Origin of the sequence: Bradyrhizobium embrapense (genome assembly GCF_001189235.2) — a bacterium.
In the GTDB taxonomy this organism is placed as follows: Bacteria; Pseudomonadota; Alphaproteobacteria; order Rhizobiales; family Xanthobacteraceae; genus Bradyrhizobium; species Bradyrhizobium embrapense.
Genome location: NZ_LFIP02000001.1, coordinates 757160 through 783422, shown reverse-complemented (window position 1 = coordinate 783422; position 26263 = coordinate 757160). Strand labels below are relative to the sequence as shown.

The window sequence follows — 26263 nt, the reverse complement described above, 5'->3', positions numbered from 1 at the left end:
TCTTGGCATGACGAGGGTCGCCAGCATCGGCGAATGCATGATCGAGTTGCGCCAGGCTCCGGGCGGCCAGCCCGGCGGCCTGTACTCGCGCGCCTATGGCGGCGACACCCTCAACACCGCCGTCTATCTGGCCCGTCTGGGCGTCCATATCGATTATATCACGGCCCTCGGCGATGATGTGCTGAGCGATGAGATGATCGCGGGTTGGGCGAGCGAAGGCATCGGCACCAAGCATGTCGCGCGATTGGCCGGCAAGCTGCCCGGGCTCTATCTGATCCAGACCGACGACAAAGGCGAGCGGCGGTTCTTCCACTGGCGCGACAGCGCCGCCGCCCGCGAGCTGATGGATCTGCCCGAGACGGCCGACCTCCTGAACTCGCTCGCGACCTACGACCTCGTCTATCAATCGGCGATCACGCTTTCGGTCCTGCGCGAGGATGGGCGGGAGCGGCTGATGGCGGCGCTGAAGCGGGCGCGGCTGCTCGGCACGCGCTTTGCGTTCGACACCAATTTCCGCGCCCGCGGCTGGCCGGACCTGAACGTTGCGCGAAAAGTCTTCAGCAGCGCCTTCGAGACCGCCGATATCGTGCTGGCCTCGACCGAGGATCTGGCGCCGCTCTATCCCGGCGAGAGCAACACGGCGCTGCTCGCCGGCATCACCAGCCCGGAGGTGGTGCTGAAACTTGCGGAGCCTGCCTGCATCGTGCGCTCGGCCGGCGGAACGCGCGAGGTGCGGGCGGAGCCGCTGACCCAGCCGGTCGTGGATACCACGGCGGCCGGTGACAGTTTTGCCGCAGCCTATCTCGCCGCGCGGCTCGGTGGCGCCGAACCCGAGCAGGCGGCGCGCGCCGGCCATCGTCTTGCCGGTGTCGTGGTGTGCTATCCCGGTGCGATCATTCCACGCTACGCAATGCCGCCGAAAAAGGCGTCTCGTCCTCCAGCAGCCCGCAAGGCCTCGCAATGACGACCACATCGAAGCAGGACCGGATCGCCGAGCTGATCCGCCAGGCCACCGTGATCCCGGTGCTGACCATCGAGCGGCTTGAGGACGCGGTCCCGCTCGCGAGGGCGCTGGTCGCGGGCGGCGTGCGGACGCTCGAGGTGACGTTGCGGACGGCGGTCGCGGTCGATGCGGCCAAGGCCATCATATCAGAGGTGCCCGATGCGGTGGTCGGGATCGGCACCATCCTCAACGCCGACGATCTGGCGCGTGCCGAGGCGCTCGGCGCCAAATTCGGCATCAGCCCGGGCGCGACGCCCGAGTTGCTGAAGGCGGTCGCAGCCAGCCGGCTACCCTTCGCGCCGGGAATCGCGACCGCCTCCGATCTGATGCAGGCACTGGCGCACGGCTTCGACGTCGTCAAATTCTTCCCCGCCGAGCAGGCCGGCGGTATCAAGGCACTGCGAGCCCTGGCCGGTCCATTCCCGCACGTCAGGGTCTGCCCGACCGGCGGGATTGGCGAGGCGAATGCGGCGACCTGGCTTGCCGAGCCCAACGTGCTGGCGGTCGGTGGTTCCTGGCTCTGTCCGCCCTCGGACATCCGCGCCGGCAACTGGGCCGGCATAACCGCCATGTGCGCGAAGGCGATGAAAACGCTGAAAGCCGGCTAGGACTCCGTTCCGACAGGAACGGGGTTCTAGATTCTGTTTTGACGCGTTTTCTTTACGCGATCCGGTATCCACTTCGCTCGAAAACGCCATCGAGATACGCTACATAACTGCCTGAACAGGAACAGGGAGATACGGCCATGACGGCAGCCAGCATCGTGGGTTGGGCGCACACGCCATTCGGAAAATTCGACGCGGAGACCGTCGAAGGCCTCGTCGTCAAGGTCGCCAACGAGGCGCTCGCCGATGCCGGCGTTGCCGCATCCGACGTCGACGAGATCATGCTCGGCCATTTCAACGCCGGCTTCTCGCCGCAGGATTTCACGGCCTCGCTGGTGCTGCAGGCCAATCCGGCGCTACGCTTCAAGCCGACCACCCGCGTCGAGAATGCCTGCGCGACCGGCTCGGCCGCTGTGCATCAGGGCATCCGCGCCATCGAAGCCGGCGCCGCCAAGATCGTGCTGGTGGTCGGCGTCGAGCAGATGACCAAGACGCCGGGCCCGGAGATCGGCAAGAACCTGCTGAAGGCGTCGTATCTGCCCGAGGACGGCGACACGGTCGGCGGCTTCGCCGGCGTGTTCGGCAAGATCGCGCAGGCCTATTTCCAGAAATACGGCGACCAGTCGGATGCGCTGGCGATGATCGCCGCCAAGAACCACAAGAACGGCGTCGCCAACCCCTACGCGCAGATGCGCAAGGATTTCGGCTTCGAGTTCTGCCGCGCCGAGAGCGACAAGAACCCGTTCGTCGCCGGTCCCCTGAAGCGCACCGACTGCTCGCTGGTCTCCGACGGCGCTGCCGCGCTGGTGCTGACCGATGCCGAGACCGCCAAGACCATGGGCAAGGCCGTGCACATCCGCGCCACCGCCCATGCGCAGGATTTCCTGCCGATGTCGAAGCGCGACATCCTGCAGTTCGAAGGCTGCACCGTCGCCTGGCAGCGCGCGCTGCAGAAGGCCGGCCTGCAGCTCTCCGATCTGTCCTTTGTCGAGACCCACGACTGCTTCACGGTCGCCGAGCTGATCGAATATGAAGCGATGGGCCTGACGCCGAAGGGCCAGGGGGCGCGCGCGATCAAGGAGGGCTGGACCCAGAAGGACGGCAAGCTGCCGGTCAATCCGTCCGGCGGCCTCAAGGCCAAGGGCCATCCGATCGGCGCCACCGGAGTCTCGATGCATGTGATGAGTGCGATGCAGCTCGCCGGGCAAGCCCCCGAAGGCATGCAGCTCAAGAACCCGCAGATCGGTGGCATCTTCAACATGGGCGGCGCCGCCGTCGCCAACTACGTCTCGATCCTCGAGCCGGCGAAGTAGCTTGAACATTGCCGAATGGCTGGCGGCGACGGCGCGGGCACGTCCCGACGCGCCGGCGCTGCTGACCGGCTTCGACCTCGACGCCGACTACGCAACCTTTGCCCGCCGCGCCGCCTCGATCGGGGCGGCGCTGGCGCGCGATCACGGCATTGCCGCCGGCGACCGCATCGCGCTGTTTGCATCGAACTGCACGCAATATCTCGAATGCCTCTATGGCATCTGGTGGATCGGCGCCGCGGCGATCCCGATCAACGCCAAGCTGCACGGCCGCGAGGCGGCGTGGATCTGCGGCAATGGCGGCGCCAAACTGGCTTTCGTATCCGATGACACGCTCGGCGCGCTGCTTGAGGCGAAGGACGATTGTCCCGCCGGCATGACCATGCTGTCGGTCGACAGCGACGCCTACAAGGCGATGCGAAGCGGCGAGGGGGCACCTGCGCCGCTGCCGCGCGAAACCAATGATCTCGCCTGGCTGTTCTACACCTCCGGCACCACCGGCCGTCCCAAGGGCGTGATGCTCAGCCACGGCAATCTGCTTGCGATGTCGCTGTGCTATCTCGCCGACGTCGATCCGGCGACGCCGAATGATTCCTCGCTCTATGCGGCGCCGATCTCGCATGGCGCGGGCCTCTACAATTTCCCGCATGTCCGGATGGGCGGACGCCACGTCGTTCCCGCGTCCGGCGGTTTCGATCCGGACGAGGTGCTCAACCTCGGCCGCCAGCTCGACAATGTCGTGATGTTCGCGGCGCCAACCATGGTGCGCCGCCTGGTCGATGCCGCCAGGAAGCGCGGCGAGAACGGCGAGGGGCTGCGCACCATCATCTATGGCGGCGGGCCGATGTACACGGCCGACATCATCGATGCGATGGCGACGATGGGCCAGCGCTTCGTGCAGATCTACGGCCAGGGCGAGTCGCCGATGACGATCACGGCGCTGTCGCGCGACTGGCACCGCGCGAGCGATCATCCGCGCTATCTCGAGCGGCTGGCCTCGGTCGGGACCGCACAGAGCGTCGTCACCGTGCGCATCACCGGCAAGGACGGCAAGCCACTGCCCGCGGGCGAGACCGGCGAGATCGAGGTCAAGGGCCTGACCGTGATGCTCGGCTACTGGAACAATCCGAAAGCCAACGCCGAGACGCTGAAGGACGGCTGGCTGCGCACCGGCGATATCGGCCGGCTCGATGCCGACGGCTTCCTGACGCTGTCCGACCGTTCCAAGGACGTGATCATCTCCGGCGGCACCAACATCTATCCGCGCGAGGTCGAGGAAGCGCTGCTGACGCATCCTGACGTCCGCGAGGTCTCGGCGATCGGTGTGCCGGATCCGGAATGGGGCGAGATCGTCGTCGCCTGCGTCGTGCTCGCGGACGGCGCCAGCGCCGACGACGGCAGGCTCGACGCGCATTGCCTCGCCTCGATCGCCCGCTTCAAGCGGCCGAAACGCTATGTCTATCTCGATGCCCTGCCGAAGAACAATTACGGCAAGGTGCTGAAGACTGCGTTGCGGGAGATGATGGCCCAAGGATAGGGCCAAGGATCGGCCCAAGGATCGGCCCAAAGATCGGCCAAAGGGATCGGCCGAGGAATCTGCAAAGGGATAGGCTGCGGCCTCCTGCCGCGCTAAGCTGCTTGCGCCTGTCACCGGGAGAACGGACCATGGGTATCGAGACGTCCCTGTCGCTGTCGGAAGTGAACGATCGCATCGCGATACTCCGGGACAATATCAGGCAGCTGATCGAGCAGGCCGCAGGCGCTGCCGGCGCCGAAGTCGAGGAGCGCATCGCTGAGCGGCTCGAGCAGCAGAACGCGGAACTGGAAAGGCTCCTGAAGGCGCGCGAGGCAATGACCGGGCAGTAGCCGGCAGCGAGCCGGCGGTGGCGCACTTCGTCTCGTCTGCCCTGCGTTCCGCCGCGCGGAAACGATCCGGCCGCTGCCGCGCATACGCCCATACGCCCCGCGCAGCTTGATCTCGGCAAAGACCTCCCGCTACTAGGATTCAATCCAGAACATCCGGGAGCGAACAGCACGATGGGACCACTGCAGGGTATCAAGGTCGTCGACATGACGACCGTGCTGATGGGGCCCTATGCCACCCAGATGCTCGGCGATTACGGCGCCGACGTCATCAAGGTGGAATCGCCTGACGGCGACGTGACGCGGCAGATCGGTCCGACGCGGCATCCAGGCATGGGGCCGGTGTTCCTCAACACCAACCGCAGCAAACGTTCGGTCTGCCTCGATCTGAAGAAGCCGGCGGGGCGCGAGGCCGTGCTGCGGCTGATCGCGCAGGCCGACGTGCTGGTCTACAACGTGCGCCCGCAGGCGATGGCGCGCCTGCAACTCGGCTACGACGTAGTCGCCAAGGTCAACCCAAAGCTGATCTATGCCGGCGTGTTCGGCTTCGGCCAGGAGGGACCATATGCAGCCAAGCCCGCCTATGACGATCTGATCCAGGGCGCCACCGCGCTGCCGGCGCTGATGGCGCAGACCTCGGACGGCGTGCCGCGCTACGTGCCGAATGCGCTGGTCGATCGCATCGTCGGCCTCACCGCAGTCGGCGCGATCTGCGCCAGCCTCGTGCATCGCAATCGCACCGGGCAGGGCCAGCGCGTCGACATTCCGATGTTCGAGACCATGGCCGGCTTCGTGATGGGCGACCACATGGGCGGCCTGACCTACGATCCACCGCTCGACAAGGGCGGCTACGCCCGCCACCTGTCGCCGGACCGCCGGCCGTACAAGACCTTGGACGGCTATATCTGCGTGATCGTCTACAACGACAAGCAGTGGGAGAATTTCTTCAAGGCGACCGGCCGCGACGATCTGCGCAGCGATCCGAAATTCGCGACCTTCGCCGGCCGCGCCACCAACATCGACGTCGTCTACGCCGAGCTCGCGCGCATCCTGCAGACCAAGACCACGGCCGAGTGGAACGAGATTCTCGAGAAGGCCGACGTGCCCGTAATGCCGATGCATGATCTGGAGAGCCTGCTGGAGGACCCGCACATGGTCGCGACCGGCGTTTTCCCGGTGGTCGACCACCCGACCGAGGGCCGTATCCGCAGCATGACGCCATCGGCGCGCTGGTCGGAAACCAAGGTCGAGCCGAGCCGGCTGGCGCCCAGACTTGGCGAGCACAGCGCGGAGATCTTGCGCGAGGCAGGTTTCTCGACCGACGAGATTGCGGCGATGCTGCGCGACGGCGCGGCCAAAGCGGTGAAGGCATAGGAGCCCGACAGATGGATTTCGCACTCTCCGCCAACCAGGAATCGATCCGCGACGCCGTCGCAAAAATCTGCTCGCGCTTCGACGAAGCCTATTGGCTGAAGAAGGACAAGGAGGGCGGCTATCCGGCCGACTTCCACCGCGCGCTGGCCGATGCCGGCTGGCTCGGCATCTGCATCCCCGAGGAATATGGCGGCTCCGGGCTCGGCATCACCGATGCCGCGATCATGATGCGCACGATCTCCGAATCCGGCGCCGGCATGTCGGGTGCATCGGCAGTGCACATGAACGTGTTCGGGCTCAATCCGGTTGTCGTGTTCGGCACCAGGGAGCAGTGCCAGCGCATGCTGCCGCCGATCATCGACGGCCGCGACAAGTCCTGCTTTGCGGTCACCGAGCCCAACACCGGCCTCAACACCACGCAGCTCAAGACCCGCGCGGTGCGCCAGGGCGACAAATACATCGTCAACGGCCAGAAGGTGTGGATCTCGACCGCGCAGGTCGCCAACAAGATCCTGCTGCTCGCGCGCACCACGCCGCTGGAGGAGGTGAAGAGCCCGACCCACGGCCTCAGCCTGTTCTACACCGACTTCGACCGCAAGCGCGTCACCGTGCACGAGATCGAGAAGATGGGCCGCAAGCCCGTCGACTCCAACGAGCTGTTCTTCGAGAATTTCGAGATACCGGTCGAGGACCGCATCGGCGAGGAGGGGCGCGGCTTCGAATACATCCTGCACGGCATGAACCCCGAGCGCATCCTGATCGCGGCCGAAGCGGTCGGCCTCGGCCAGATCGCGCTGAAGCGGGCGTCGGACTACGCCAAGGGCCGCATCGTGTTCAACCGACCGATCGGCATGAACCAAGCGATCCAGCATCCGCTGGCGAAGTGCTGGATGGAGCTGGAGGCCGCCTGGCTGATGGTGCTGCGCGCCGGCTGGCAATACGACCAGAACCTGCCCTGCGGCCCGGCCGCGAACGCGGCAAAGTATCTCGCGGCGGAAGCCGGCTTCCACGCCTGCGAGCAGGCGGTGATGACCCATGGCGGCTTCGGCTATGCCAAGGAATATCATGTCGAGCGCTGTTTGCGGGAATCGCTGATCCCGCGCATCGCGCCGATCAGCCCGCAACTCATCTTGAGCTTCATCGGCGAGAAGGTGCTCGGCCTTCCGAAGTCGTATTGATGGTAGGCGACAGGTATTTCCACTCGTCATTCCGGGACGCGCGTAGCGCGGGCCCGGAATCCATCGGGCGGCATGCGCAGGCGGAGGAATGGATTCCGGGCTCGCGCTTCGCGCGCCCCGGAATGACGAGGAGTTAACAGCATGAGCTTCGTCACCGGCGTCGGCCTCACCTCCTACGGCAGGCATGAAGGTCTCTCCTCGCTCGACCTGATGAGCAAGGCGGCCGAGCTTGCGATCTCGGATGCCGGGCTGAAGCGGGCCGACATCGACGGCATCCTGTGCGGCTATTCCACCGTCTCGCCGCACATCATGCTGGCGACGGTTTTCGCCGAGCACTTCGGCATCCGCCCGTCCTACGCTCACGCCGTGCAGGTCGGCGGCGCCACCGGGCTTGCGATGACCATGCTGGCGCATCACTTGGTCGACGCCGGTGTCGCGAAACACGTGCTGGTGGTCGGCGGCGAGAACCGGCTGACCGGGCAGAGCCGCGACGCCTCGATCCAGGCGTTGGCCCAGGTCGGCCATCCCGACTACGAGGTGACGCTCGGTCCGACCATCCCGGCCTATTACGGCCTTGTCGCGACGCGCTACATGCACGAATACGGGCTCACTCAGGAAGACCTTGCGGAGTTCGCCGTGCTGATGCGCAAGCACGCGCTGACGCATCCCGGCGCGCAATTCCACGAGCCGATCACGGTTGCCGACGTGATGGCCTCGAAGCCGGTGGCGATGCCGCTCAAGCTGCTCGACTGCTGTCCGGTCTCGGATGGCGGTGCGGCCTGCGTGATCAGCCGCGAGCCGACCGGCGAGCGGCGGGTGCGCGTCCGCGGCTGCGCCCAGGCGCATACCCATCAGCACGTCACCGCCGCGCCCGCGTTGAGCGAACTCGGCGCGGAGATTTCGATCGCGAAGGCGAAAGAAGTGTCTGGTGTCGCGATCTCGGACGTGCGCTACGCCGCGGTCTACGACAGCTTCACGATCACGCTCGCGATGCTGCTGGAAGACCTCGGCCTCGCCAAGCGCGGCGAAGCGGCAGCGCGGGTACGCGCCGGCTATTTCAATCAGGACGGCGAGATGCCGCTCAACACCCATGGCGGCCTGCTCAGCTACGGCCATTGCGGCGTCGGCGGCGCGATGGCGCATCTGGTCGAAACCCATCTGCAGATGACCGGCCGCGCCGCAAATCGCCAGGTGCGCGACGCCTCGGTGGCGCTGCTGCACGGCGACGGCGGCGTGCTATCCTCCCATGTCAGCATGTTCCTGGAGCGCGTGCGATGAGCGGACCGATCCTCGACTGGACCAAGGGCGCGGAAGCCATCGTCTATCAGACCTGCAAGGCCTGCGGCGCCCGGCAGTATTTCCACCGCAGCTTTTGCGCGGCGTGTGGCTCGCCCGATCTTGCCGAGCATCGCGCGAGCGGGGCAGGGACGGTGTATGCGACGTCGCTGGTCTGCCGCGCCGCAACGCCGGAGACGAGGGCGCATGTGCCCTACAATATCGTGTTGGTCGACGCCGAGGAGGGCTTTCGCATGATGGCGCATGGCGACAACGACCTCGCCATCGGCGACAAGGTTTTGGCGCGCTTCACGCAGTTCGCCGGACGGCTGGTTCCGTATTTCGCAAAGGGGAAATGAGGGGCCGAACGATCCGGTCAGAACGCGCGACCAGGCTTAACCGGTTCGCTCCTGCCCCTCGAGTTGCGGATACTATCGCCAATAAAACACAAAGCTGGCGATGACGAGCATCGCCGTCACCGCCAGCATTTGCGCAAGCGCTTCCGAGGCCGCCCTCCTTGTGGCTTCCTTCATGCGTTTCCCCTAAGACCTGGGCGTGACTCATCGTTGCGCGGATTGCGCGCAAGACGGCCAGATTTTGTACTCGGAACACCCCGCGTCGAGCATTCGCTTTTGATGAGTCCCCACTCGGCGAATATCGACTGTGTCAGGGTTGTCTTTGAATGCGGCGGCAATTTGACTCGCGCGTGTTGCTCATGCGACGGCCGGCGGATACTGTTTCGGAACCCGACAGAAACGATAGCAGATCAAGGTTAGGAAATGGCCCGTATCGACTACTCCGATCCCGCGAAGGCAAGCCCGCGCACCCGCGAGATTCTCGACAAGAACCGCAACGCCAATATCTTTCGCATGATGGCGCATTCGCCGAGCTACTTCGAACAGTACTGCCGGCTCGGCGGCGCGATCCGCCACAAGGGCGAGCTCGATCCGGTCGTGCGTGAGCTCGCGATCACGCGCACCGGCATTCTCTGCGAGGCGCCGTACGAGATCGTCGCGCACAAGCGCATCGGCAAGAACGTCGGCGTCACCGACGAGCAGAACGCCGCGCTGGAGAACTGGCAGCAGGCCACCTGCTTCAGCGAGGTGCAGCGTGCGGCGCTCGCCTTCACCGACGAGATCGTCAAGCTGAAGAAGCCGACGGATGCGACCTTCAAGGCGATCGCGGCGCTGCTGACGCCGGCCGCGCTGATCGAGCTGCAGCTCTCGGTCGGCTTCTACATCATGACGTCGAAGTTCCTCGAGACGTTCGAGATCGACATGCAGCCGGTCGCCGAAGTGGTGAGCTGAGCTCGCCGCGCGACTCCTTGCCTCGCTCTGCCATGGGCGGGGCTACCGCATAGGGCCATAGCCGAGAGGTGCTCGCACTATTTCGGAATAATGGAAAAATATCGCTGAGTTGCCCGACGTGTCAAGTGGCCATGTCGCACGCCGGCCGCCGCCGGCTACTGTGCATGGGGTTGTTTTCGATATTTTGGCCCGGTGCCCCTGCGAGGGCAGGCTATGGCTATCCCGACGTCAGCAGATCGACCTTGGCATTGGCCACGATCAGCCGCTCGGCGAGGATCTGCGCGAGGTTGCGCATGATCCGCTCGCCGGCGCGCGGGTGATGGTCGCGGAAGCGTTCGAAATCCCGGATATCGACCTCGTAGGCGGTCGCCGACATGTCGGCCAGCACGTCCGCCGAGCGCTTCGGCTCCAGCAGCGCCATCTCGCCGAACGCCATGCCGGCAGTCAGCGTCGCGAGCCGGATGCCGTCGGGCAGGGTGACATGGACCACGCCGCTGCGCAGGAAGAACAGCGAGGTCGCCTCATTGCCGGTAGCGATGATCTTCTCGTTCGGCTGGTAGGTCCTGACCGCGCAGAGCGAGGCGAGGTCGGCGATCTCAACCTCGCTCAATCCGGCGAGCAGCGGCTGCTCGGCAAGCTCCGTAGTCTCGAGGAAGTCGATCGAGCCGCCATAGCGGTAGACGATCTGGTCCTCCGCCCATTCGATGGCGGTATCGAGCAGATAGAAATCCCTGATATTGCCGAGCCGGTTGGTCCACTCGCTGATCGTCGTCCATTCCCGCGAGGTCCGCTTGATGCCGGACAGGATCACGGTGACGCCGAGCTCGGCCAGCTCCTGGAAGGCTTCCGCCACCAGCCTTGCGCCGGCGCGCGTCGTCGCGGTGACGCGGCGCAGGTCGAAGATCACGAATTCCGGCCGCGGGCTGCCGGCGAGGCGGCGCGAGACATAGTCGACATTGGACAGCGACAGCGTGCCGACCAGTTCGATCACACGCACCTCCTGGAAGTGCTTTGCCAGGATCTCCTGCTCCTGCGGCCGGCGCAGGCGGCGTGACGGGTTCTTGCCGATATTGTAGTCGGCGATGATACTGTGACGGGCGTCATCGCTGCGGTTCAGCATGTGCAGGTCGTAATGCGCCGACAGCGCCTCGCAGACCTTGATGCCGCGCACGCTGTTGCCGTGCTTGTCGAGCTTCGGAGAGTAGCTGCCGAGCCCGAGCCGCGCCGGCAGCGCCGCCAGAATGCCGCCGCCGACGCCGCTCTTCGCGGGGATGCCGACGCGGTAGATCCACTCGCCGGCGAAGTCGTACATGCCCGACGAGGTCATCACCGACAGCGTGCGCGCGATCGCATAGGGCGTCACCACCTGCTCCCCGGTTACGGGATTGATGCCGCGGTTGGCCAACGTCGCCGCCATGACAGCGGTATCGCGCGCGGTGACGAGGATGGCGCATTGCCGGAAATAGACGTCGAGCACCGCAGGCACGTTCTCGGTGATCACACTGTTGGTGCGCAAGAGATAGCCGATCGCCCGGTTGCGGTCGCCGGTCGCGCTCTCGGAGGCGTAGACCGCCTCGTCGACGTCGAGCTCGCGGCCGGCGAAGCGGCCGAGCGCGTGGCGGATGTAGTCGAATGCGCCGTCGCCCTTGTCGGCATGGAGCAGGCCGGAGCAGGCGATCGCGCCGGCGTTGACCATCGCATTGAACGGGTGATTGTCGGCATTGAGCCGGATCGAGTTGAACGGATCGCCCGACGGCTCGACGCCGATCACGCTTTCCACCCGCTCGGCGCCCAGCGTGTCCAGCGCCAGCGCGAACACGAACGGCTTTGACATCGACTGGATGGTGAACGGCACCCTGGTGTCGCCGACCTCATAGACGTGGCCGTCGAGCGTCGCCAGGCTGATGCCAAAATGTGCAGGGTCGGCTTTGCCTAGCTCGGGGATGTAGTCGGCCACCGCGCCGGCAACCTCCGGCAGGAAGTCTGCGTAACATCTGTGCAGAAACCGCAGCAGCGGCGGCTGCGAGCGGGCCCAGTTGACGGTGCTGGCGGTGACGGGAGGAGGCGATCGTTTCATCGCCTCCTGTTGTGCAACGCAATCAGGGCGCGCGCAACCGAGCACGCATCGAGATCAGCTAGGTGATGAGCCGAGCAGGCGCGAACCGGCGGCTGCCGGTTTTCGAACAGATGTTTACAAAACGAGCGGTTGCTCGGCGTTTGTATCGCCATGCGAAACTTTCGGGTCGAGAATGTTTCGAAAGCGAAACAGCGTGCGACGCCGTGCGACTCCCAAAGGAAACCACCGCCGATCACGTGACGTCGGGGAATTTGGTTCGCGCCGAGCGGCTCGACGGCCGCGCTAGGTCTCGACGATAGCGACGGCCTGGCCTTCGGCGATGACGTCGTCAATCCTGACCAGAATCGACTTGATTTTGCCTGCTGCCGTCGATGTGACCGGGATCTCCATCTTCATCGCTTCGACGAACGCGATCTCGTCGCCATCGCCGATGCTGCTGCCGGCCTCAACGGGAAGCGCGCAAACGCGGCCGGCAACTTCGGTCACAACCTTGATCTCTGGCATTCCACTCTCCGATACCGTCTTGCGGAAATTTCATCCGGCGAACGGCTTTTTGTTGTGGCAGCAGATTGCCTGAGGTAGCTTCATCTGCAAGTGGAATTTTATTCCGCAAGACGGAATGGAGCCAAAGCAAATGGGACGGCGCTCGGAACGGCTTAGCCGGCAGGGAATGCTCGCCAGCGAGACTGGCGATGGCGATGTCATCCAGGTGGTGTCGCGCGCGTTTGATGTGTTGCGATGCTTCGAAGGGCACGAAGCCCGGCTTGGCAATCTCGAAATCTCGAACCGCTGCGGCCTGCCGCGATCGACGGTGTCGCGCCTGACGCATACGCTGACGCGGATGGGGCAGCTCGTCTATCTGCCGCGCGATCAGAAGTATCGGATCGGCCCGAGCGCGGTCGCGATGAGCACCTCGATGATGAAGGGGCTGCAGCTGCGCAACCTGATCCGGCAGCGCCTGCAGGACGTCGCCGACCAGTTGCCCGGCACCGTGGGCTTCGTGATCCCCGATCGCTTCCATCTGGTCTATCTGGAGTTCGCCCGCGCGGCGAACGCGCTCGGCCTGCATGAGGCCACCGGCAGCCGCATCTCGATGGCGACCACCGCTGCCGGCCACGCCTATACCGCAGCCCTCGATCCTGCGATCGGTGACGCGCTGATCGCGGAGATGGAAGGCGAGCTGCCGGAGAGCGCCAAGATGCTGACGCCGCGCATCGCGGCCAACCGCCGTCATCTGCAAGAGCACGGCTACGTCGTCGCCTGCGGCCTGTGGAGCCCGCACATCAACGGCGTCGCGGTGCCGCTGTGGTCACCGCAATATCAGACCTATGTGGTCACCACGATCGGCCTGCTGTCGGCGATGTATGACGAGCCGCGGCTGCACCGCGAGGTCGCGCCGCTGATGGTTGAGCTCGCTGCCGCACTCGGCAGCCTGCTCGAGGGCGCCGACGGCGACATCTTCAGCAATCGGATTGAACGCAAGTCGCTTCCGGTGGCCACCCACAACAACAACAAAATCATCAAGACGGAGGCAATGAATGAACTGGAAGCCGGAACTCGACGACCTCGCCCGGCGCGAAGCGTTCGCGCGGGAGATGGGAGGCGTTGACAAGGTCAAGCGGCAACGCGACCAGGGCCGGCTCACGGTTCGTGAGCGCATCGACAAGCTCGTGGACCAGAGCAGCTTCCACGAGGTCGGTGCCATCTCCGGCATCGCAGAATACGACGAGAGCAACGAGCTCAAGCATCTGACGCCGGCGAACTGCGTGTTCGGGCGCGCCCGGGTCGACGGCCGCACCGTCGTCGTGGTCGGCGACGATTTCACCGTGCGCGGCGGCTCGGCCGATGCGTCGATTTCCGCCAAGCCGCTGATGGCGGAGGAGATGGCGCATGACTTCCGCCTGCCGATCATCCGCGTGATCGAGGGCTCCGGCGGCGGCGGCTCGGTGAAGACGATCGAGACCCGGGGCGCGGCCAATCTGCCCGGCGGTGTCGGCGGCACGCGCTGGTACTGGTACACGACCGCCAACCTGGCGCGCGTGCCCGTGGTTGGCCTCGGGCTCGGCTCCGTCGCAGGTCTCGGCGCGGCGCGGCTGGCGGCCACGCATTACTCGATCATGACCAAGAGCTCCGCGATGTTCGTCGCCGGCCCGCCGGTGGTGAAGCGGCTGGGGCAGGACCTGACCAAGCAGGAACTCGGTGGCGCCGACATCCAGACCCGCGCCGGCGCGATCGACCAGGCGGTCGAGACCGAGGAGGAGGCGTTCGACTACGCGCGGCGCTTCCTGTCCTACCTGCCGTCCTCGGTCTACGATCTGCCGCCGACCATTTCCTGCACCGACGATCCGGAGCGCGCCGAGGAATCGCTGCTGAAGGCCGTGCCGCGCAATCGCAAGCAGGTCTACAAGATGCGGCCGATCATCGATGCGGTGGTCGACAAGGGCTCGTTCTTCGAGGTCGCCGGCAATTTCGGCCGGCCGGTGATCACCGGCCTGGCGCGGATCGAGGGCCGGGCGGTGCTGCTGCTCGCCAGCGATCCCTTCCACTATGGCGGCTCGTGGACCGCGGACGCCTGCCAGAAGGTGGTGCGCTGGGTCGATTTCGCCGAGACCTTCCATCTGCCGGTGGTCTACCTGATGGACTGCCCCGGCTTCATGATCGGGCTCGAGGCGGAGAAGTCGGCGACCATCCGCCACGGCGTGCGGGCGATGGCTGCCGTCAACCAGAGCACGGTACCGTGGTGCACGATCATCGTCCGCAACGCTTTCGGTGTCGCCGGTGTGGTGCATCAGCCGGCCAACCGGTTTTCGATGCGCTATGCATGGCCGTCGGCGTATTGGGGCTCGCTGCCGCTCGAGGGCGGCATCGAGGCCGCCTATCGCGCCGAGATCGATGCGGCGGCCGATCCCGCCGCCAAGCTGCGCGAGATCGAGGACCGCCTCAACAAGCTGCGCTCGCCGTTCCGCTCGGCCGAGAAATTCTGGGTCGAGGAGGTGATTGACCCGCGCAAGACGCGCTCGCTGCTCTGCGAGTTCGCGCGACTCGCCGAACCGATCCGCAAGGCCGGTCCGCCGAGCAACATGTCGACGCGGCCGTAGGGCTTTCACGCCGTCATTGCGAGGAGCGACAGCGACGAAGCAATCCACGCTTCCACAAGCGGAGATATGGATTGCTTCGCTTCGCTCGCAATGACGGTGAAGGAGCAGTCGGGCCGCGCTACTCCGCTTCGCGATGCACGTCGTGGATTACGATGCCCATGCCGTTCTCGGGCATCTTGATCCAGTCGCGCCGCTTCAGCGAGCGCTTGGTGTCCTCGTGTCCGCTCGCCCAGTGCTCGCGCATCGAGGTGCCGGAGAATTCGTGGTCCTTGGCGTCACCCTCGTAGGCCTTCTGCTGATAGATCAGCTGCAGCAGCGTGATCCCCGGCAACCGGCTGTTTGCCTTCTTGAGCTGGCGTTCCTCGTCCGACAGCTGGTCGTCGGGGATTTTTCCCAGCGCGTTGTGCAAGGCGGTGCGCAGATTGTAGGTCTTGCGGTAGACGTCGGTGTTGTAGCGGGTGCGCGACGAATACATGATGTCCTTGTGGCGGGCCATCACGTCCTGGATGTCGCGCGGCAGCGCGCCCCGCGCCGAGAACAGGTCGACCTGGAACACCAGCGAGTTCGCATTGTCCTCCTGGTCGAGCAGGTGTTGCAGCGGCGTGTTGGAGACGATGCCGCCGTCCCAGAAATGATCGGTGCCGACCTTTACCATCGGCAGTGCCGGCGGCAGCGCGCCGCTCGCCATGATGTGCTCGGGGATGATCTCGTCATGCGCGTTGTCGAAATAGATGAAGTTGCCGGACAGCACGTTCACCGCGCCGACCGCAAAGCGCATTGTCTTGGAGTTGATGCGATCGAAATCGACCAGCTCCAGCAGCGACTCACGTAAGGGCGTGGTGTCGTAGTAGCTCGTGGCGGTGCGGGCGCCGGCTGGGCTGAGCCACGGATTGGTCTGGTGCGGGGTGAAGAAGCCGGGTTGCCCCAGCGTCGTCGTCAGCCATGAGCTGGTGAAATTGCGCGCCTTGCGGAAGATGTCGCCGTCAGGCGTGTAGTGCCAGATCTTGCGGCTGGTGATGCGATCCCAGAATGTGTGCAGCCGCTCCAGCCGCCTCTCGGGCGGATTGCCGGCGATAATCGCCGAGTTGATCGCGCCGATCGAGACGCCGCAGACCCAGTCCGGCTCGATGTTGGATTCGTGCAGCGCCTGATAGACGCCGGCCTGATAGGCGCCGAGCGCGCCGCCGCCCTGCAGGACCAGCGCCACGCGATCGCATCCTTCGGGGCGCCAGCCGGGCGTCGCATGCTCGAGGTCGTCAGAATGCGGGGTACGCGCGTCCATCTCAGGCACTCCAAAAAATTGCGGCGAGAATTCAGGGCGCCGATGACGCGGTGATGACAAACGCCGGGCCGGTGCACGGCGCATCCGGCATGGCTGCCTGCTTGGTTAGCATTGGCCTCCACCGCAAGACGCGGGTCATGCCCGTGACGGAAATCCCTCACATCGCCGTCAATCTCGGCCGCTAGCCTCCGCGCAATATTTCCGCACAGGGGGTTATTGCGATGCGCAGGGAAGATCTGCTCAAGCTTCCGTCCATGCCGGCTGCCGGTCCGAGCTATCCCGCCGGTCCGTACCGCTTCGTCGATCGCGAATTCCTCGTCATCACCTATGAGACCGATCCTGAATTGATCCGCGCCGGCCTGCCTGAGCCGCTGGAGCCGATCGAGCAGGCGATCGTGCATTACGAATGGATCAAGATGCCCGACAGCTCCGGGTTCGGCAGCTACACCGAGTCAGGCCTCGTGATCCCGGCGCGGCTGCGCGGTGTAGAGGTCAACTTCGTCTGCCAGATGTATCTCGACGATGATCCGCCGATCGCGGCCGGCCGCGAGATCTGGGGCTTTCCGAAGAAGTACGCCCATCCCAAGCTCGAGATCGTCAAGGACACGCTGACCGGCACGCTGGAATATGCCGGCCAGCTCGTCGCAATGGGCACGATGGGCTACAAGCACGAGAGCATGGCGGGCAATGGCGACATCACCCGCGCCACGCTGTCGAAGACGCAAGTCAATCTGAAGATGATCCCCGGCGTCGACGGCCATCTCGAGATCTGCCAGCTGGTTGCGATCAACCTGACAGACATCAACGTCAAGGGATCGTGGATCGGACCCGGTCGGCTGCACCTAGTGCCGCACGTCAACGCGCCGGTCGCGGATTTCCCGGTCAAGCGCGTGGTCGGCGCGCATCACTATATCGCCGACCTGACGCTGCCGTTCGGCCGCGTCGTGCACGACTACAACAAGGTCGAACACGCCGCGCCTACCGGTCTCGCCGCGGAGTAGCACGCCGCGAGGCTCGATCAGGCCGCGACCGGTTTCGCTTGCGGCGCGACCTTGGGCTGCGGCCGCGAGATCGCCAGCACACTCAGCGCGGCGATCACGCAAAGCGCGCCGGCGATGAAGAAGGCCGGCAGATAGCTCGCATAAAGCGTACGCGACACACCGGCGCCGAACGCGGCCGCGCCGGCGCCGAGCTGGTGGCCGGCGAAGATCCAGCCGAACACCAGATTGGCGCGCTCGGCGCCGAAGCGCTGCGCGGTGAGGCGCACCGTCGGCGGCACGGTCGCGATCCAGTCGAGGCCGTAGAACATCGCAAACAGCGACAAGCCGTAGAAGGTGAAGTCGGAGTACGGCAGATACAGCAGCGACAGGCCGCGGAGGCCGTAGTACCAGAACAGCAGCCTGCGATTGTCGAAGCGGTCCGACAGCCAGCCCGAGATGATGGTGCCGAAGAAATCGAAAATGCCCATCGCGGCGAGCAGGCTCGCGGCCTGCACCTGCGGGATGCCGTAGTCGAGGCACATCGGGATCAGGTGGACCTGAACGAGGCCGTTGGTCGAGGCGCCGCAGACGAAGAAGGTCGCGAACAGGATCCAGAACACCGACGATTTGGAGGAGTCGCGCAGTGTACCGAGCGCAGCGGCCATGATCGGCACGTTGGCCGGCGGCGGTGCGGGCAGGGGCGCGGTGCTCTCATCGCCGAATGGGCGCAGGCCGACGTCGCTCGGCCGGTCGCGCATCAGCATCAGCACCGCAAAGGCGGAGACGCCGAGCATGACGCAGACGAATCCAAGCGCGATACGCCAGCCGTAACGCTCCGTGATGGTGGCAAGTAGCGGCAGGAAGGCGAGCTGCCCGGTCGCGACGCTCGCGGTGAGCATGCCGATCACGAGGCCGCGCCGCGCCACGAACCAGCGCGTGGCGATGGTCGCGCCGAGCACCAGCGCGGTCATTCCGGTGCCGATTCCGATCACGACGCCCCACAGCGCGATCAGCTGCCAGACCTGCGTCATGGCGAGCGAAGCCACCAGGCCCGACACCACGATCAATTGCGCCGTCAGCGTGACGTTGCGCAGGCCGTAGCGGTTCATCAGCGCGGCGGCGAACGGCGCCATCAGCCCGAACAGGATGAAGCGGATCGACAGGGCCGAGGAGATCTCGGCGGTCGACCAGCCGAACTCCTTCTGCAGCGGCACGATGAAGACGCCGGGCGCGCCGACGGTGCCCGCCGAGATCAGAGCGGCCAGGAAAGTCACGGCGACCATCACCCAGCCGTAATGGATGTTGCGGTGGGCGAGGGTGGAAGCAAGCCAGTTCGAGATCATTGGGCCCTGGATATGAAATACGGTGAGGGTTCTATTCGTGATGCGCAATATGCCACGAGGGCGCGATGGCTAAAATGCCAAAGTTCCCTCGTTTTCGGACTCAGCAGGGTTCACGCCGCGAAGACGCTGCGCTCCCTCCCCCGCAAGCGGGAGAGGCCAAGTGCGTTTGCGGATAGGGCGATCTGACCGATTATCAGCGGGATCAGTGTGTGACCCGCTCGACCGCGATCGCGGTGGCTTCACCGCCGCCGATGCACAGGGCCGCGACGCCGCGCTTCAGGTTCTGCGCCTCCAGCGCGTGCAGCAGCGTCACGATCAGCCGTGCGCCGGTGGCGCCGATCGGATGGCCGAGTGCGCAGGCGCCGCCATTGATGTTCAGCCGGTCACGGGGAATTCCGAGGTCGCGCTGCGCCGCCATCGCGACCACCGCGAATGCCTCGTTGATCTCGAACAGGTCGACATCGCCGACGCTCCAGCCGACCTTGTCGAGCAGCTTCCTGATCGCCGGGATCGGTGCGGTGGTAAACCACTGCGGCTCCTGGCTGTGGGTGGCGTGACCCTTGATCTCGGCCAGAACAGGCAGGCCGTCGCGGTCGGCGAGCGAGCGCTTCGCCAGGATCAAAGCTGCGGCGCCGTCGGCATTGGCGGAGGAGGCGGCCGGCGTGATGGTCCCGTTGGCACGGAACGCCGGCTTGAGGCCGGGGATCTTTGCCGGATCGACCTTCAGCGGATGCTCGTCATTGGCGATGATGCGCGGACCGGCCTTCTCGGTCAGCGTGATAGGCGCGATCTCGGCCTTGAAAGCGCCGCCCTCGACCGCCTTGCGGGCCCGGCTCAGCGTCTCCATTGCGAAAGCGTCCTGGTCTGCGCGGGTGAACTGATAGGCCTCCGCGGTCGCCTCGCCGAAATCGCCCATCGAGCGGCCGGTCTCGTAGGCGTCCTCGAGCCCGTCCATCATCATGTGGTCGATGATGCGGTCGTGGCCGGCGCGATAGCCGCTTCGCGCCTTCTGCAAGAGATACGGCGCGTTGCTCATGCTCTCCATGCCGCCGGACAGCACGATCTCGGCCGAGCCGGCCTTGATGATGTCGTGCGCCAGCATGGTCGCCTTCATGCCGGAGCCGCAGACCTTGTTGACGGTGGTGGCGCCGGTGGCGTCAGGCAGTTTGGCGCCGCGTGCGGCCTGGCGGGCGGGGGCCTGGCCCTGGCCGGCCGGCAGCACGTTGCCCATGAACACCTCGTCGATGCGTTCCGGCGCGAGCTTGGCGCGCTCCAGCGCCGCACCGATCACGTGCGAGCCGAGCTTGTGCGCCGCGAGCGGCGTGAGCTCGCCCATGAAGCGGCCGAGCGGGGTGCGCGCGGCGGAGAGGATGACGACGGGATCGGTGCTGGTTGCCATGGCGGGATACCCTTCAATGCGGGGATTTGATTGGATTATATGCATCATATGATGCAATGCAAAAATTGCAACTGCGCGCGGCATGAGAAAATGTCGTGGTCGCAGGAGTTGGAGCGGGGCCGGTTCCGCGATCACCACCGTCGTCCTCGCTTTGCGGGGACGACGAGGAGGATGATTCTCGAGTCGAGACGTCAAACACACGGTGTCATCACCCGCGCGAAAGCGGGTGATCCGGTATTCCAGAGGCGACTGTGCTCGACCGAGAGGCCGCGGCGTACTGAATCGCCCGGTCGCGCCGGGCGATGACAGGTGAGGATGAGGACGCAGCTTCGCATTCTCGCGACATGATCCGTCCGAGTCCTGCCAGTCGTACAGTCTGAAGCCTAATCCGACCGCCAGGAGCCGAGTAGAAATCGTCGCTTTGGTGCGGAGCCCGCCTGCTTCTGCACGTCGGGCAGGTCGACGCCGTAACGCTTCATCAGGAGCTTGATGGCAATCCCGATGATCACAAAGGGCATCAGGTAGATCGCGAAAACTTCGAAGGCTGGCATGTCATCCTCCGCGGCTTCGGATGAGGCATACTAGCACAATCATTTCGCGGGCGGAGGGGCGACCGATGCGCGGCGTCTCCAACCAAGCGAGCAGTATAGCACGTTGGCGCTGATGCCACCGCGCATGGCCGCATGCGGCGGCTTCGATTGACACCGGCAGGCTCGGCGTTACGCTTCTTCTGGAACAGGACGTTTTCCCAAGAGAATCAACGGCCGGGATCTAGATCCGGATTCAAGACCCAGAAGAAGTAAGAAAAGGGCAGGACACGCCGTGACAAGCGTCATCGCGTCTTGAGCGGGACCACGCGGACCTCCGCGCTCGCGCCATTTCGCATCCGCAGCTATCGCTTTCAATGGCCGTCCGACCTGCTCACTTCCTGGGCGTTCGAGGTCGAGACGCTGGTGCTCGGCTGGTACATCATGGTCGAGACCGGCTCGGTGCTGCTGCTGACCGTGCTCGCGTCCCTGCAGTATGTCGGCACGCTGGTCGCGCCCGTCGTCGGCATGATCGGCGATCGGATGGGGCATCGCGATCTGCTCGCGGTGATGCGCTTCGCCTATACCGCGCTCGCCGGGACCATCATGATTCTGGCGTTAACCGGCCATCTGGCGCCAGCGAAGGTCATGATCATCGTCGCGCTGATGGGCGTGATCCGTCCGTCGGATCTCGGCGTGCGCGGCGCGCTGCTGGCCGACATCATGCCGCCGGCACAACTGGTCGGCGCCATCAGCCTGGCGCGCACGACACAGGACAGCGCGCGCATCGCCGGCGCACTGACCGGAGCCGGATTGTTCGCGGCGCTCGGCATCGGCTATGTCTATGTCGGGATTGCGAGCTTCTATTTCGTCGCCGCGATCCTGATGCTGTGCATGGGCCGGCCGAAATCGCACGGCTCTGCCGAGCAGGCGGCCGGCGATCTGCCGGGCTCAAAACTGCTACGCGACCTCAAGGAGGGCATCGTCTATGCCTGGAGCGGCCCGGGCATGCGCGCCGCGCTCTGCGTCGCGTTCCTCGCCAATCTCACCGCGTTTCCGCTGACCAACGGCCTGTTGCCCTACGTCGCGCGCGAGATCTTCCAGACCGACCAGACCGGCCTCGGCTATCTCTCGGCGAGCTTTGCGGTGGGATCGCTGATCGGCTCGATCACGCTCAGCCTGGCCGGGGGCGTGCGCATCGCACGGCTTCTGATCGGCGCGACGCTTGCCTGGTATGCGATGCTCATGGTGTTCGTCGAGCTCAGGACCATGCCGGTGGCGATGGCCTGCCTGGTGCTGGCCGGCATCGCGCAGAGCATGTCGATGATCTCGGCCGCCGTGATGCTGATGCGCAATGCCAGCGCGCATCTGCGCGGCCGGGTGATGGGCGTGCGCATGATGGTGATCTACGGCCTGCCGCTCGGCCTGCTCGCCGCCGGCAGCCTGATCGACCTGATCGGCTACACCGCGACCGGCACGCTGCTCGCCGCCGCCGGCTTCATCGCGATGCTGGCGATCGCGCTGCACTGGCGGGCCGATCTGTGGCCGGTGCATGCGCCGGCCAATGCGCGGTGAAGGGATGCGCGTAGCCCGGATGGAGCGAAGCGCAATCCGGGAAGTCCTGTCCGCGGATGGTACGCCCCGGATTTCGCTACGCTTCATCCGGGCTACGAAAGCCGTCACGCCGCCTGAGCTGCCCGCCGAATATGCACCGGCACCGACTTGTACGACGGCGTGCCGCTTTCCTTGTCCTGGTAGCCGAGCGGCACCAGGCCGTTGGCTTCCGGGTAGTAGGCGGCGACAGAGCCGCGGGCGATGTCGTAGACGATCGCAGTCAGCGTAAGGCGGCGCGGCGTGCCCGAGGGCAGCGCGGTCTCGATCTCGACGAGATCGCCATGGGCGAGGCCGCGCGCGGTGAGGTCCGCCTCGTTGGCGAACAGTACGTCGCGCCGTCCGAACACGCCGCGATAGCGGTCGTTCAGCCCGTAGATCGTGGTGTTGTACTGGTCGTGGCTGCGGATCGTCGCGAGCTTGAGGACGGTGCCGTCCGTCAGCACCGGATCCTCTTCGAGGCCGTCGAAGATCAGGAATTCGGCCTTGCCTGACGGCGTCGTCCATTTGCGCTCGGTCGGCGGCAGCGGCAGGCGGAAGCCGCCGGGAATCCGGATCCGCGCGTTGTAATCCCTAAAGTCGGGGAAGACGCCCTCGATGGCGTCGCGGATGCGGTCGTAATCGGCGATCAGCTCGGCCCACGGCACCTTGGTCGCCGGCAGGGTCGCCATCGCCATGCCGGCAATAACAGCCGATTCCGAAAGCAGGTTCTCGGAGGCCGGGGTCAGCTTGCCGCGCGAGGCGTGCACCATCGACATCGAGTCCTCGACGGTGACGACCTGCGGGCCCGAGGCCTGGATGTCGCGCTCGGTTCGCCCCAGCACCGGGAGGATGATCGACTGCTTGCCGACCAGAAGGTGCGAGCGGTTCAGCTTGGTGCCGAGATGCACCGCGAGCTCGAGCTTGCGCATGCCGGCAGCGCAGCGCTCGGGATCGGGCAGCGCGATGGCGAAATTGCCGCCGAGGCAGATCAGGACCTTGGACCTTCCGTCGTCGATCGCCTGCATCGCGGCGACCGCGTCGTGGCCATGATGCCGCGGCGGCTTGAAGCCGAAGGTGCGCTCGATGCCCTCGAACATCGCGATGTTGGGCTTCTCCGTGATCCCCACGGTGCGATTGCCCTGCACGTTGGAGTGGCCGCGCAGCGGGCAGATGCCGGCGCCGGGCTTGCCGTAATTGCCCTTCAGCAGCAGCAGGTTTGCGATCTGCTGGACATTGTCGGTGCCGCGGCTGTGCTGGGTGATGCCCATGCCGTAGGTGATGATGGTGGCATTGGATTTGGCGTAGGCGCTCGCGACCTCACCGAGCTGGGCGCGCGTGAAGCCGGACACCGTCTCGATCGATGGCCATGCCGTCGCGCGCAGATCGGCGGCGAATGCCTCAAAGCCGTTGGTGTGCTCGGCGAGGAAAGCGTGATCGAGGACGCCGCGGGTGGCGTCGTCCATCTCGATCAGCGACTTCATGACGCCCTTCAGCACCGCAGCGTCGGCGCCGACTTTGGGTTGGTAATAGGTCGAGGCGATCCGCGTCGAGCCGAGGGTCGCCATTTCGATCGGGTCCTGCGGATCGGCAAAGCGCTCCAGCGCGCGCTCGCGCAAGGGGTTGAACACGATGATCGGCACGCCGCGGCGCGAGACCTCCCACAACGTGCCCATCATGCGCGGATGGTTGGTGCCGGGATTGTGGCCCATCGCGATGATCAGCTCGCAATGATCGAAATCGTCCAGCGACACCGTGCCCTTGCCGATGCCGATCGATTGCGGAAGCCCGACGCTGGTGGCCTCGTGGCACATGTTCGAGCAATCGGGGAAATTGTTGGTGCCGTATTCGCGCGCGAAGATCTGGAACAGGAACGCGGCCTCGTTCGAGGCGCGGCCGGAGGTGTAGAACTCGGCCATGTTCGGATCGGGCAGGCTGCGGAGCGTTTCGCCGATCCGCGCGAAGGCATCATCCCAGCTGATCGGCTGGTAGGTGTCGCTCGCGGCATCGTAGGCGAGGGGCGCGGTCAGCCGGCCTTCGTTCTCCAGATGGAAGTCGCTCCAGGTCAGCAGCTCGGTGACGGTGTGGGCGGCGAAGAACTCCGGCGTGACGCGCTTGCTGGTCGCCTCCCAGGTCACGGCCTTGGCGCCATTCTCGCAGAACTGGAAGGTGGAGGTGTGCTCCTTGTCCGGCCAGGCGCAGCCCGGACAGTCGAAGCCGTCGGGCTTGTTGGTACGCAGCAGCGTGATCGGCGCCTCGACCAGGTCCATCTGATCGCGAACCGCCGTCGCGGTGGCTTTGAGGGCGCCCCAGCCGCCGGCCGGCGCATTGTAGGGTCGGATACCGGGAACGTCGCGCTTTTGGACCATATGTCCTCCTGCAGCTCTTGAGTTGTGACCCCGTGCGTCTGTCCCGAAGATTGATTGTTTTGTTAGCCGCGAGATCGGCTCGTATCGGATCGACGTTCTCGATCTGAAACAACAGCGGTCTCGTGTTGCAGGTTAGACTAATCGGCCGGGGCCTGCGGTCAACAGTCCGTCAAATGTGTAGCCCGGATTGCGCTGCGCTCCATCCGGGCTACGAGGCATCAGGCATTACCGCTTGCGATCCAGAAATCCCTGCAACAAGCGCTGCGGCTCGCCGGTCTGGAAGGATTTGCCGAACACGCCGACGCTGAGGTTCACCGACTCGGTCAGCGGCAGCTCTTCCCATTGCCGCAGCAAATCCTTCTGGATGCGCAGTGCTTCGGGGCCGCATTCGAGCAAGGCTTTGACGGTGTGCTCGACGGCCTCGTCGAGGCCGCCGGGCTTTGCCACGGTGTCGACCAGGCCCCAGGCGAGCGCAGTCGGAGCGTCGATGTTTTCAGCGGTCATCATCAGCCAGCGCGCGCGGCCCCAGCCGATCAGGCGCGGCAGCAGCGCCGCGTGGATCACCGAGGGGATGCCGACGCGCACCTCGGGCATGCCGAACATCGCATCATGCGCCGCCACCCTGACGTCGCAGGCGGCCGCGACTTCGAGGCCGCCGCCGAGGCACCAGCCGGGCAGGCGGGCGATGACGGGCGCCGGGAATTTGCGCACCGCCTCACAAAGGTCGCGCAGGCGGCTGATGAACGCCTCTGCCGACTTCTGGTCGAGCGTCGCCATCTCCTTGATGTCGGCGCCGCCGATCATGCTGCGCTCGCTTTCGCCGGCCAGGATCACCGCGCGGATGGTGCGGTCGGCGGCGAGGTGCTCAAAGCCCTCGCGCACGCCGTCGGTCACGGCCGAGCTCACGATGTTCAGCTTGCCGGCGTTGCAGATCGTAAGGCGGACGACGCCTCTGGAGTCGCGGGCGATGCCGCAGTGAGGATTGAGCATGTCCATGGAGAAAGTCCCGGCGCAGGAATTGATGCCGCCATGTCCCGGACAAAGCAGGCCTCTGTCAAGGCGCCGGTCCGGCGGTTGCGTCGCGCAGGCCGACTCTATAGAATTACATCCATAATATAAGTGGAGCCGCCATGACTGCCGCCGAGACCGCTGATCTTCACGCGCCCGATCTCAAGCGCGTGCGCGTGGTGGAATGGCAGGCGCCCGGACCGGTGGCGAAGGCGGCGCTGCCGATGTCCGGCATCGCGGCGATGCGCGCGATCCGCAACGGCCACCTGCCGCCGCCGCCGATGGCCAAGCTGATCGGCTTCAGCATGGCCGTGGTCGAGGAGGGGCGGATCGTGATGGAACTCGAGGCGCATGAGAGCCTGGAGAATACGATCGGCCTGCTGCACGGCGCGACCGCCGCCGCGCTGCTCGATACCGCGATGGGTTGCGCGATCTCGACCCTGCTGCCGGCGGGGCAGACCTCCGTCACGCTCGACCTCAAGCTGACCTATCTGCGCCCGCTGTCGGTGCGCTCGGGAACCATCGCGGCCGAGGGCAAGGTGATCAAGCTCGGCCGCCAGACCAGCTACACCGAGGGCTTCGTCCGCGACGGCAAGGGCAATCTTGCGGTGCACGCGACCGCGACGTTTTCCATGCTCGGCGGGGAACTCCAGACGCTGAACAAGACGAAATAAA

Annotated in this window: 23 protein-coding genes; 15 read left to right on the top strand and 8 right to left on the bottom strand. The window is 65.6% G+C overall.

The genetic code is table 11. From position 1 onward, the window contains the following. Window positions 1-7: 7 nt before the first annotated feature. The 10 genes from AKN83_RS04030 to AKN83_RS03985 all read left to right on the top strand — a co-directional run bounded on the left by AKN83_RS04030 (window position 8) and on the right by AKN83_RS03985 (window position 9915). Window positions 8-964 carry a sugar kinase gene (locus tag AKN83_RS04030; RefSeq protein WP_050404714.1) on the top strand — a complete coding sequence of 319 codons (957 nt, stop codon included), beginning with the start codon at window positions 8-10 and terminating at the stop codon, window positions 962-964. Next, window positions 961-1611 (top strand): bifunctional 4-hydroxy-2-oxoglutarate aldolase/2-dehydro-3-deoxy-phosphogluconate aldolase, encoded by a 651-nt coding sequence (gene eda / locus AKN83_RS04025; protein WP_050404713.1) that lies wholly within the window; start codon window positions 961-963, stop codon window positions 1609-1611. The genes AKN83_RS04030 and eda overlap by 4 nt, the downstream gene beginning before the upstream one ends. Window positions 1612-1748: 137 nt before the next feature. Beyond that, the gene (locus tag AKN83_RS04020) at window positions 1749-2921 is read left to right on the top strand and encodes an acetyl-CoA acetyltransferase (protein WP_050404712.1); all 1173 of its coding nucleotides are present in this window, start codon (window positions 1749-1751) and stop codon (window positions 2919-2921) included. 1 nt (window position 2922) lies between these two features. Further along, window positions 2923-4455, top strand: a complete 1533-nt coding sequence (locus tag AKN83_RS04015; protein ID WP_050404711.1) for a class I adenylate-forming enzyme family protein — start codon at window positions 2923-2925, stop codon at window positions 4453-4455. A gap of 128 nt (window positions 4456-4583) precedes the next feature. Beyond that, window positions 4584-4784 carry a hypothetical protein gene (locus AKN83_RS04010; RefSeq protein ID WP_050404710.1) on the top strand — a complete coding sequence of 67 codons (201 nt, stop codon included), beginning with the start codon at window positions 4584-4586 and terminating at the stop codon, window positions 4782-4784. 171 nt (window positions 4785-4955) lie between these two features. Then, on the top strand, window positions 4956-6155 hold the full coding sequence (locus AKN83_RS04005) for a CaiB/BaiF CoA transferase family protein (protein WP_050404709.1): 1200 nt from the start codon (window positions 4956-4958) through the stop codon (window positions 6153-6155). A gap of 11 nt (window positions 6156-6166) precedes the next feature. Next, on the top strand, window positions 6167-7333 hold the full coding sequence (locus AKN83_RS04000; protein WP_063695176.1) for an acyl-CoA dehydrogenase family protein: 1167 nt from the start codon (window positions 6167-6169) through the stop codon (window positions 7331-7333). Window positions 7334-7474: 141 nt separating this feature from the next. Beyond that, on the top strand, window positions 7475-8611 hold the full coding sequence (locus tag AKN83_RS03995) for a thiolase family protein (RefSeq protein ID WP_050402153.1): 1137 nt from the start codon (window positions 7475-7477) through the stop codon (window positions 8609-8611). Beyond that, a complete protein-coding gene (locus AKN83_RS03990) occupies window positions 8608-8967 on the top strand; it encodes a Zn-ribbon domain-containing OB-fold protein (RefSeq protein WP_050402152.1) in 360 nt (119 codons plus the stop codon). The genes AKN83_RS03995 and AKN83_RS03990 overlap by 4 nt, the downstream gene beginning before the upstream one ends. 420 nt (window positions 8968-9387) lie before the next feature. Next, the gene (locus tag AKN83_RS03985) at window positions 9388-9915 is read left to right on the top strand and encodes a carboxymuconolactone decarboxylase family protein (RefSeq protein WP_050402151.1); all 528 of its coding nucleotides are present in this window, start codon (window positions 9388-9390) and stop codon (window positions 9913-9915) included. Between the two features lie 217 nt (window positions 9916-10132). Here the strand turns inward: AKN83_RS03985 and glsA are convergent, their stop codons facing one another. Then, window positions 10133-11992: a glutaminase A gene (gene glsA / locus AKN83_RS03980; protein ID WP_050402150.1), complete on the bottom strand. Its 1860-nt coding sequence runs from the start codon at window positions 11990-11992 to the stop codon at window positions 10133-10135. Between the two features lie 282 nt (window positions 11993-12274). Continuing rightward, window positions 12275-12496, bottom strand: coding sequence for an acyl-CoA carboxylase biotin carboxyl carrier protein subunit (locus AKN83_RS03975; RefSeq protein WP_050402149.1), 222 nt, complete (start codon window positions 12494-12496; stop codon window positions 12275-12277). Window positions 12497-12626: 130 nt separating this feature from the next. On the opposite strand from AKN83_RS03975, the gene AKN83_RS03970 reads away from it, so the two are divergent. Further along, window positions 12627-13601 (top strand): IclR family transcriptional regulator, encoded by a 975-nt coding sequence (locus tag AKN83_RS03970; protein ID WP_050402148.1) that lies wholly within the window; start codon window positions 12627-12629, stop codon window positions 13599-13601. Beyond that, a complete protein-coding gene (locus AKN83_RS03965) occupies window positions 13531-15090 on the top strand; it encodes an acyl-CoA carboxylase subunit beta (protein ID WP_050402147.1) in 1560 nt (519 codons plus the stop codon). Before AKN83_RS03970 ends, AKN83_RS03965 begins: the two co-directional genes overlap by 71 nt. Before the next feature lie 118 nt (window positions 15091-15208). Here AKN83_RS03965 and AKN83_RS03960 read toward each other — a convergent pair whose 3' ends face one another. Next, entirely contained in the window at window positions 15209-16372 is a 1164-nt protein-coding gene (locus AKN83_RS03960; RefSeq protein ID WP_050402146.1) for a patatin-like phospholipase family protein, read from the bottom strand. A gap of 221 nt (window positions 16373-16593) precedes the next feature. On the opposite strand from AKN83_RS03960, the gene AKN83_RS03955 reads away from it, so the two are divergent. Further along, a complete protein-coding gene (locus tag AKN83_RS03955; protein WP_050402145.1) occupies window positions 16594-17373 on the top strand; it encodes an acetoacetate decarboxylase in 780 nt (259 codons plus the stop codon). Between the two features lie 17 nt (window positions 17374-17390). Here the strand turns inward: AKN83_RS03955 and AKN83_RS03950 are convergent, their stop codons facing one another. The 3 genes from AKN83_RS03950 to AKN83_RS40445 form a co-directional block, all read right to left on the bottom strand. Next, window positions 17391-18695, bottom strand: coding sequence for an MFS transporter (locus AKN83_RS03950; RefSeq protein WP_050402144.1), 1305 nt, complete (start codon window positions 18693-18695; stop codon window positions 17391-17393). Between the two features lie 202 nt (window positions 18696-18897). Beyond that, entirely contained in the window at window positions 18898-20094 is a 1197-nt protein-coding gene (locus tag AKN83_RS03945; protein WP_050402143.1) for an acetyl-CoA C-acyltransferase, read from the bottom strand. A gap of 383 nt (window positions 20095-20477) precedes the next feature. Beyond that, a complete protein-coding gene (locus AKN83_RS40445) occupies window positions 20478-20645 on the bottom strand; it encodes a hypothetical protein (RefSeq protein WP_172803480.1) in 168 nt (55 codons plus the stop codon). 291 nt (window positions 20646-20936) lie between these two features. Between AKN83_RS40445 and AKN83_RS03940 the strand changes: the two genes are divergently transcribed. Next, window positions 20937-22196: an MFS transporter gene (locus tag AKN83_RS03940; RefSeq protein WP_050402142.1), complete on the top strand. Its 1260-nt coding sequence runs from the start codon at window positions 20937-20939 to the stop codon at window positions 22194-22196. A gap of 104 nt (window positions 22197-22300) precedes the next feature. Here the strand turns inward: AKN83_RS03940 and AKN83_RS03935 are convergent, their stop codons facing one another. Continuing rightward, the gene (locus AKN83_RS03935; RefSeq protein WP_050402141.1) at window positions 22301-24580 is read right to left on the bottom strand and encodes an FdhF/YdeP family oxidoreductase; all 2280 of its coding nucleotides are present in this window, start codon (window positions 24578-24580) and stop codon (window positions 22301-22303) included. A 225-nt stretch (window positions 24581-24805) separates the two neighbouring features. Next, entirely contained in the window at window positions 24806-25576 is a 771-nt protein-coding gene (locus tag AKN83_RS03930) for an enoyl-CoA hydratase (protein ID WP_050402140.1), read from the bottom strand. Window positions 25577-25710: 134 nt separating this feature from the next. Here AKN83_RS03930 and AKN83_RS03925 point away from each other — a divergent pair, with 134 nt between their 5' ends. Continuing rightward, window positions 25711-26262, top strand: coding sequence for a PaaI family thioesterase (locus AKN83_RS03925; RefSeq protein ID WP_050402139.1), 552 nt, complete (start codon window positions 25711-25713; stop codon window positions 26260-26262). The last annotated feature ends 1 nt before the right edge of the window (window position 26263 follow it).

What these genes read in the sequence shown, in the direction of transcription:
- AKN83_RS03925 (WP_050402139.1), top strand. Translation starts at nt 25,711, where the DNA reads ATGACTGCCGCCGAGACCGCTGATCTTCACGCGCCCGATCTCAAGCGC.
- AKN83_RS03975 (WP_050402149.1), bottom strand. Translation starts at nt 12,496, where the DNA reads ATGCCAGAGATCAAGGTTGTGACCGAAGTTGCCGGCCGCGTTTGCGCG.
- AKN83_RS03965 (WP_050402147.1), top strand. Translation starts at nt 13,531, where the DNA reads ATGAACTGGAAGCCGGAACTCGACGACCTCGCCCGGCGCGAAGCGTTC.
- AKN83_RS03985 (WP_050402151.1), top strand. Translation starts at nt 9,388, where the DNA reads ATGGCCCGTATCGACTACTCCGATCCCGCGAAGGCAAGCCCGCGCACC.
- AKN83_RS03970 (WP_050402148.1), top strand. Translation starts at nt 12,627, where the DNA reads ATGGGACGGCGCTCGGAACGGCTTAGCCGGCAGGGAATGCTCGCCAGC.
- AKN83_RS03945 (WP_050402143.1), bottom strand. Translation starts at nt 20,094, where the DNA reads ATGGCAACCAGCACCGATCCCGTCGTCATCCTCTCCGCCGCGCGCACC.
- AKN83_RS03950 (WP_050402144.1), bottom strand. Translation starts at nt 18,695, where the DNA reads ATGATCTCGAACTGGCTTGCTTCCACCCTCGCCCACCGCAACATCCAT.
- AKN83_RS04030 (WP_050404714.1), top strand. Translation starts at nt 8, where the DNA reads ATGACGAGGGTCGCCAGCATCGGCGAATGCATGATCGAGTTGCGCCAG.
- AKN83_RS03960 (WP_050402146.1), bottom strand. Translation starts at nt 16,372, where the DNA reads ATGGACGCGCGTACCCCGCATTCTGACGACCTCGAGCATGCGACGCCC.
- AKN83_RS04020 (WP_050404712.1), top strand. Translation starts at nt 1,749, where the DNA reads ATGACGGCAGCCAGCATCGTGGGTTGGGCGCACACGCCATTCGGAAAA.
- AKN83_RS03995 (WP_050402153.1), top strand. Translation starts at nt 7,475, where the DNA reads ATGAGCTTCGTCACCGGCGTCGGCCTCACCTCCTACGGCAGGCATGAA.
- AKN83_RS04005 (WP_050404709.1), top strand. Translation starts at nt 4,956, where the DNA reads ATGGGACCACTGCAGGGTATCAAGGTCGTCGACATGACGACCGTGCTG.
- glsA (WP_050402150.1), bottom strand. Translation starts at nt 11,992, where the DNA reads ATGAAACGATCGCCTCCTCCCGTCACCGCCAGCACCGTCAACTGGGCC.
- AKN83_RS40445 (WP_172803480.1), bottom strand. Translation starts at nt 20,645, where the DNA reads ATGCCAGCCTTCGAAGTTTTCGCGATCTACCTGATGCCCTTTGTGATC.
- AKN83_RS03935 (WP_050402141.1), bottom strand. Translation starts at nt 24,580, where the DNA reads ATGGTCCAAAAGCGCGACGTTCCCGGTATCCGACCCTACAATGCGCCG.
- AKN83_RS04010 (WP_050404710.1), top strand. Translation starts at nt 4,584, where the DNA reads ATGGGTATCGAGACGTCCCTGTCGCTGTCGGAAGTGAACGATCGCATC.
- eda (WP_050404713.1), top strand. Translation starts at nt 961, where the DNA reads ATGACGACCACATCGAAGCAGGACCGGATCGCCGAGCTGATCCGCCAG.
- AKN83_RS04000 (WP_063695176.1), top strand. Translation starts at nt 6,167, where the DNA reads ATGGATTTCGCACTCTCCGCCAACCAGGAATCGATCCGCGACGCCGTC.
- AKN83_RS03955 (WP_050402145.1), top strand. Translation starts at nt 16,594, where the DNA reads ATGCGCAGGGAAGATCTGCTCAAGCTTCCGTCCATGCCGGCTGCCGGT.
- AKN83_RS03930 (WP_050402140.1), bottom strand. Translation starts at nt 25,576, where the DNA reads ATGGACATGCTCAATCCTCACTGCGGCATCGCCCGCGACTCCAGAGGC.
- AKN83_RS03990 (WP_050402152.1), top strand. Translation starts at nt 8,608, where the DNA reads ATGAGCGGACCGATCCTCGACTGGACCAAGGGCGCGGAAGCCATCGTC.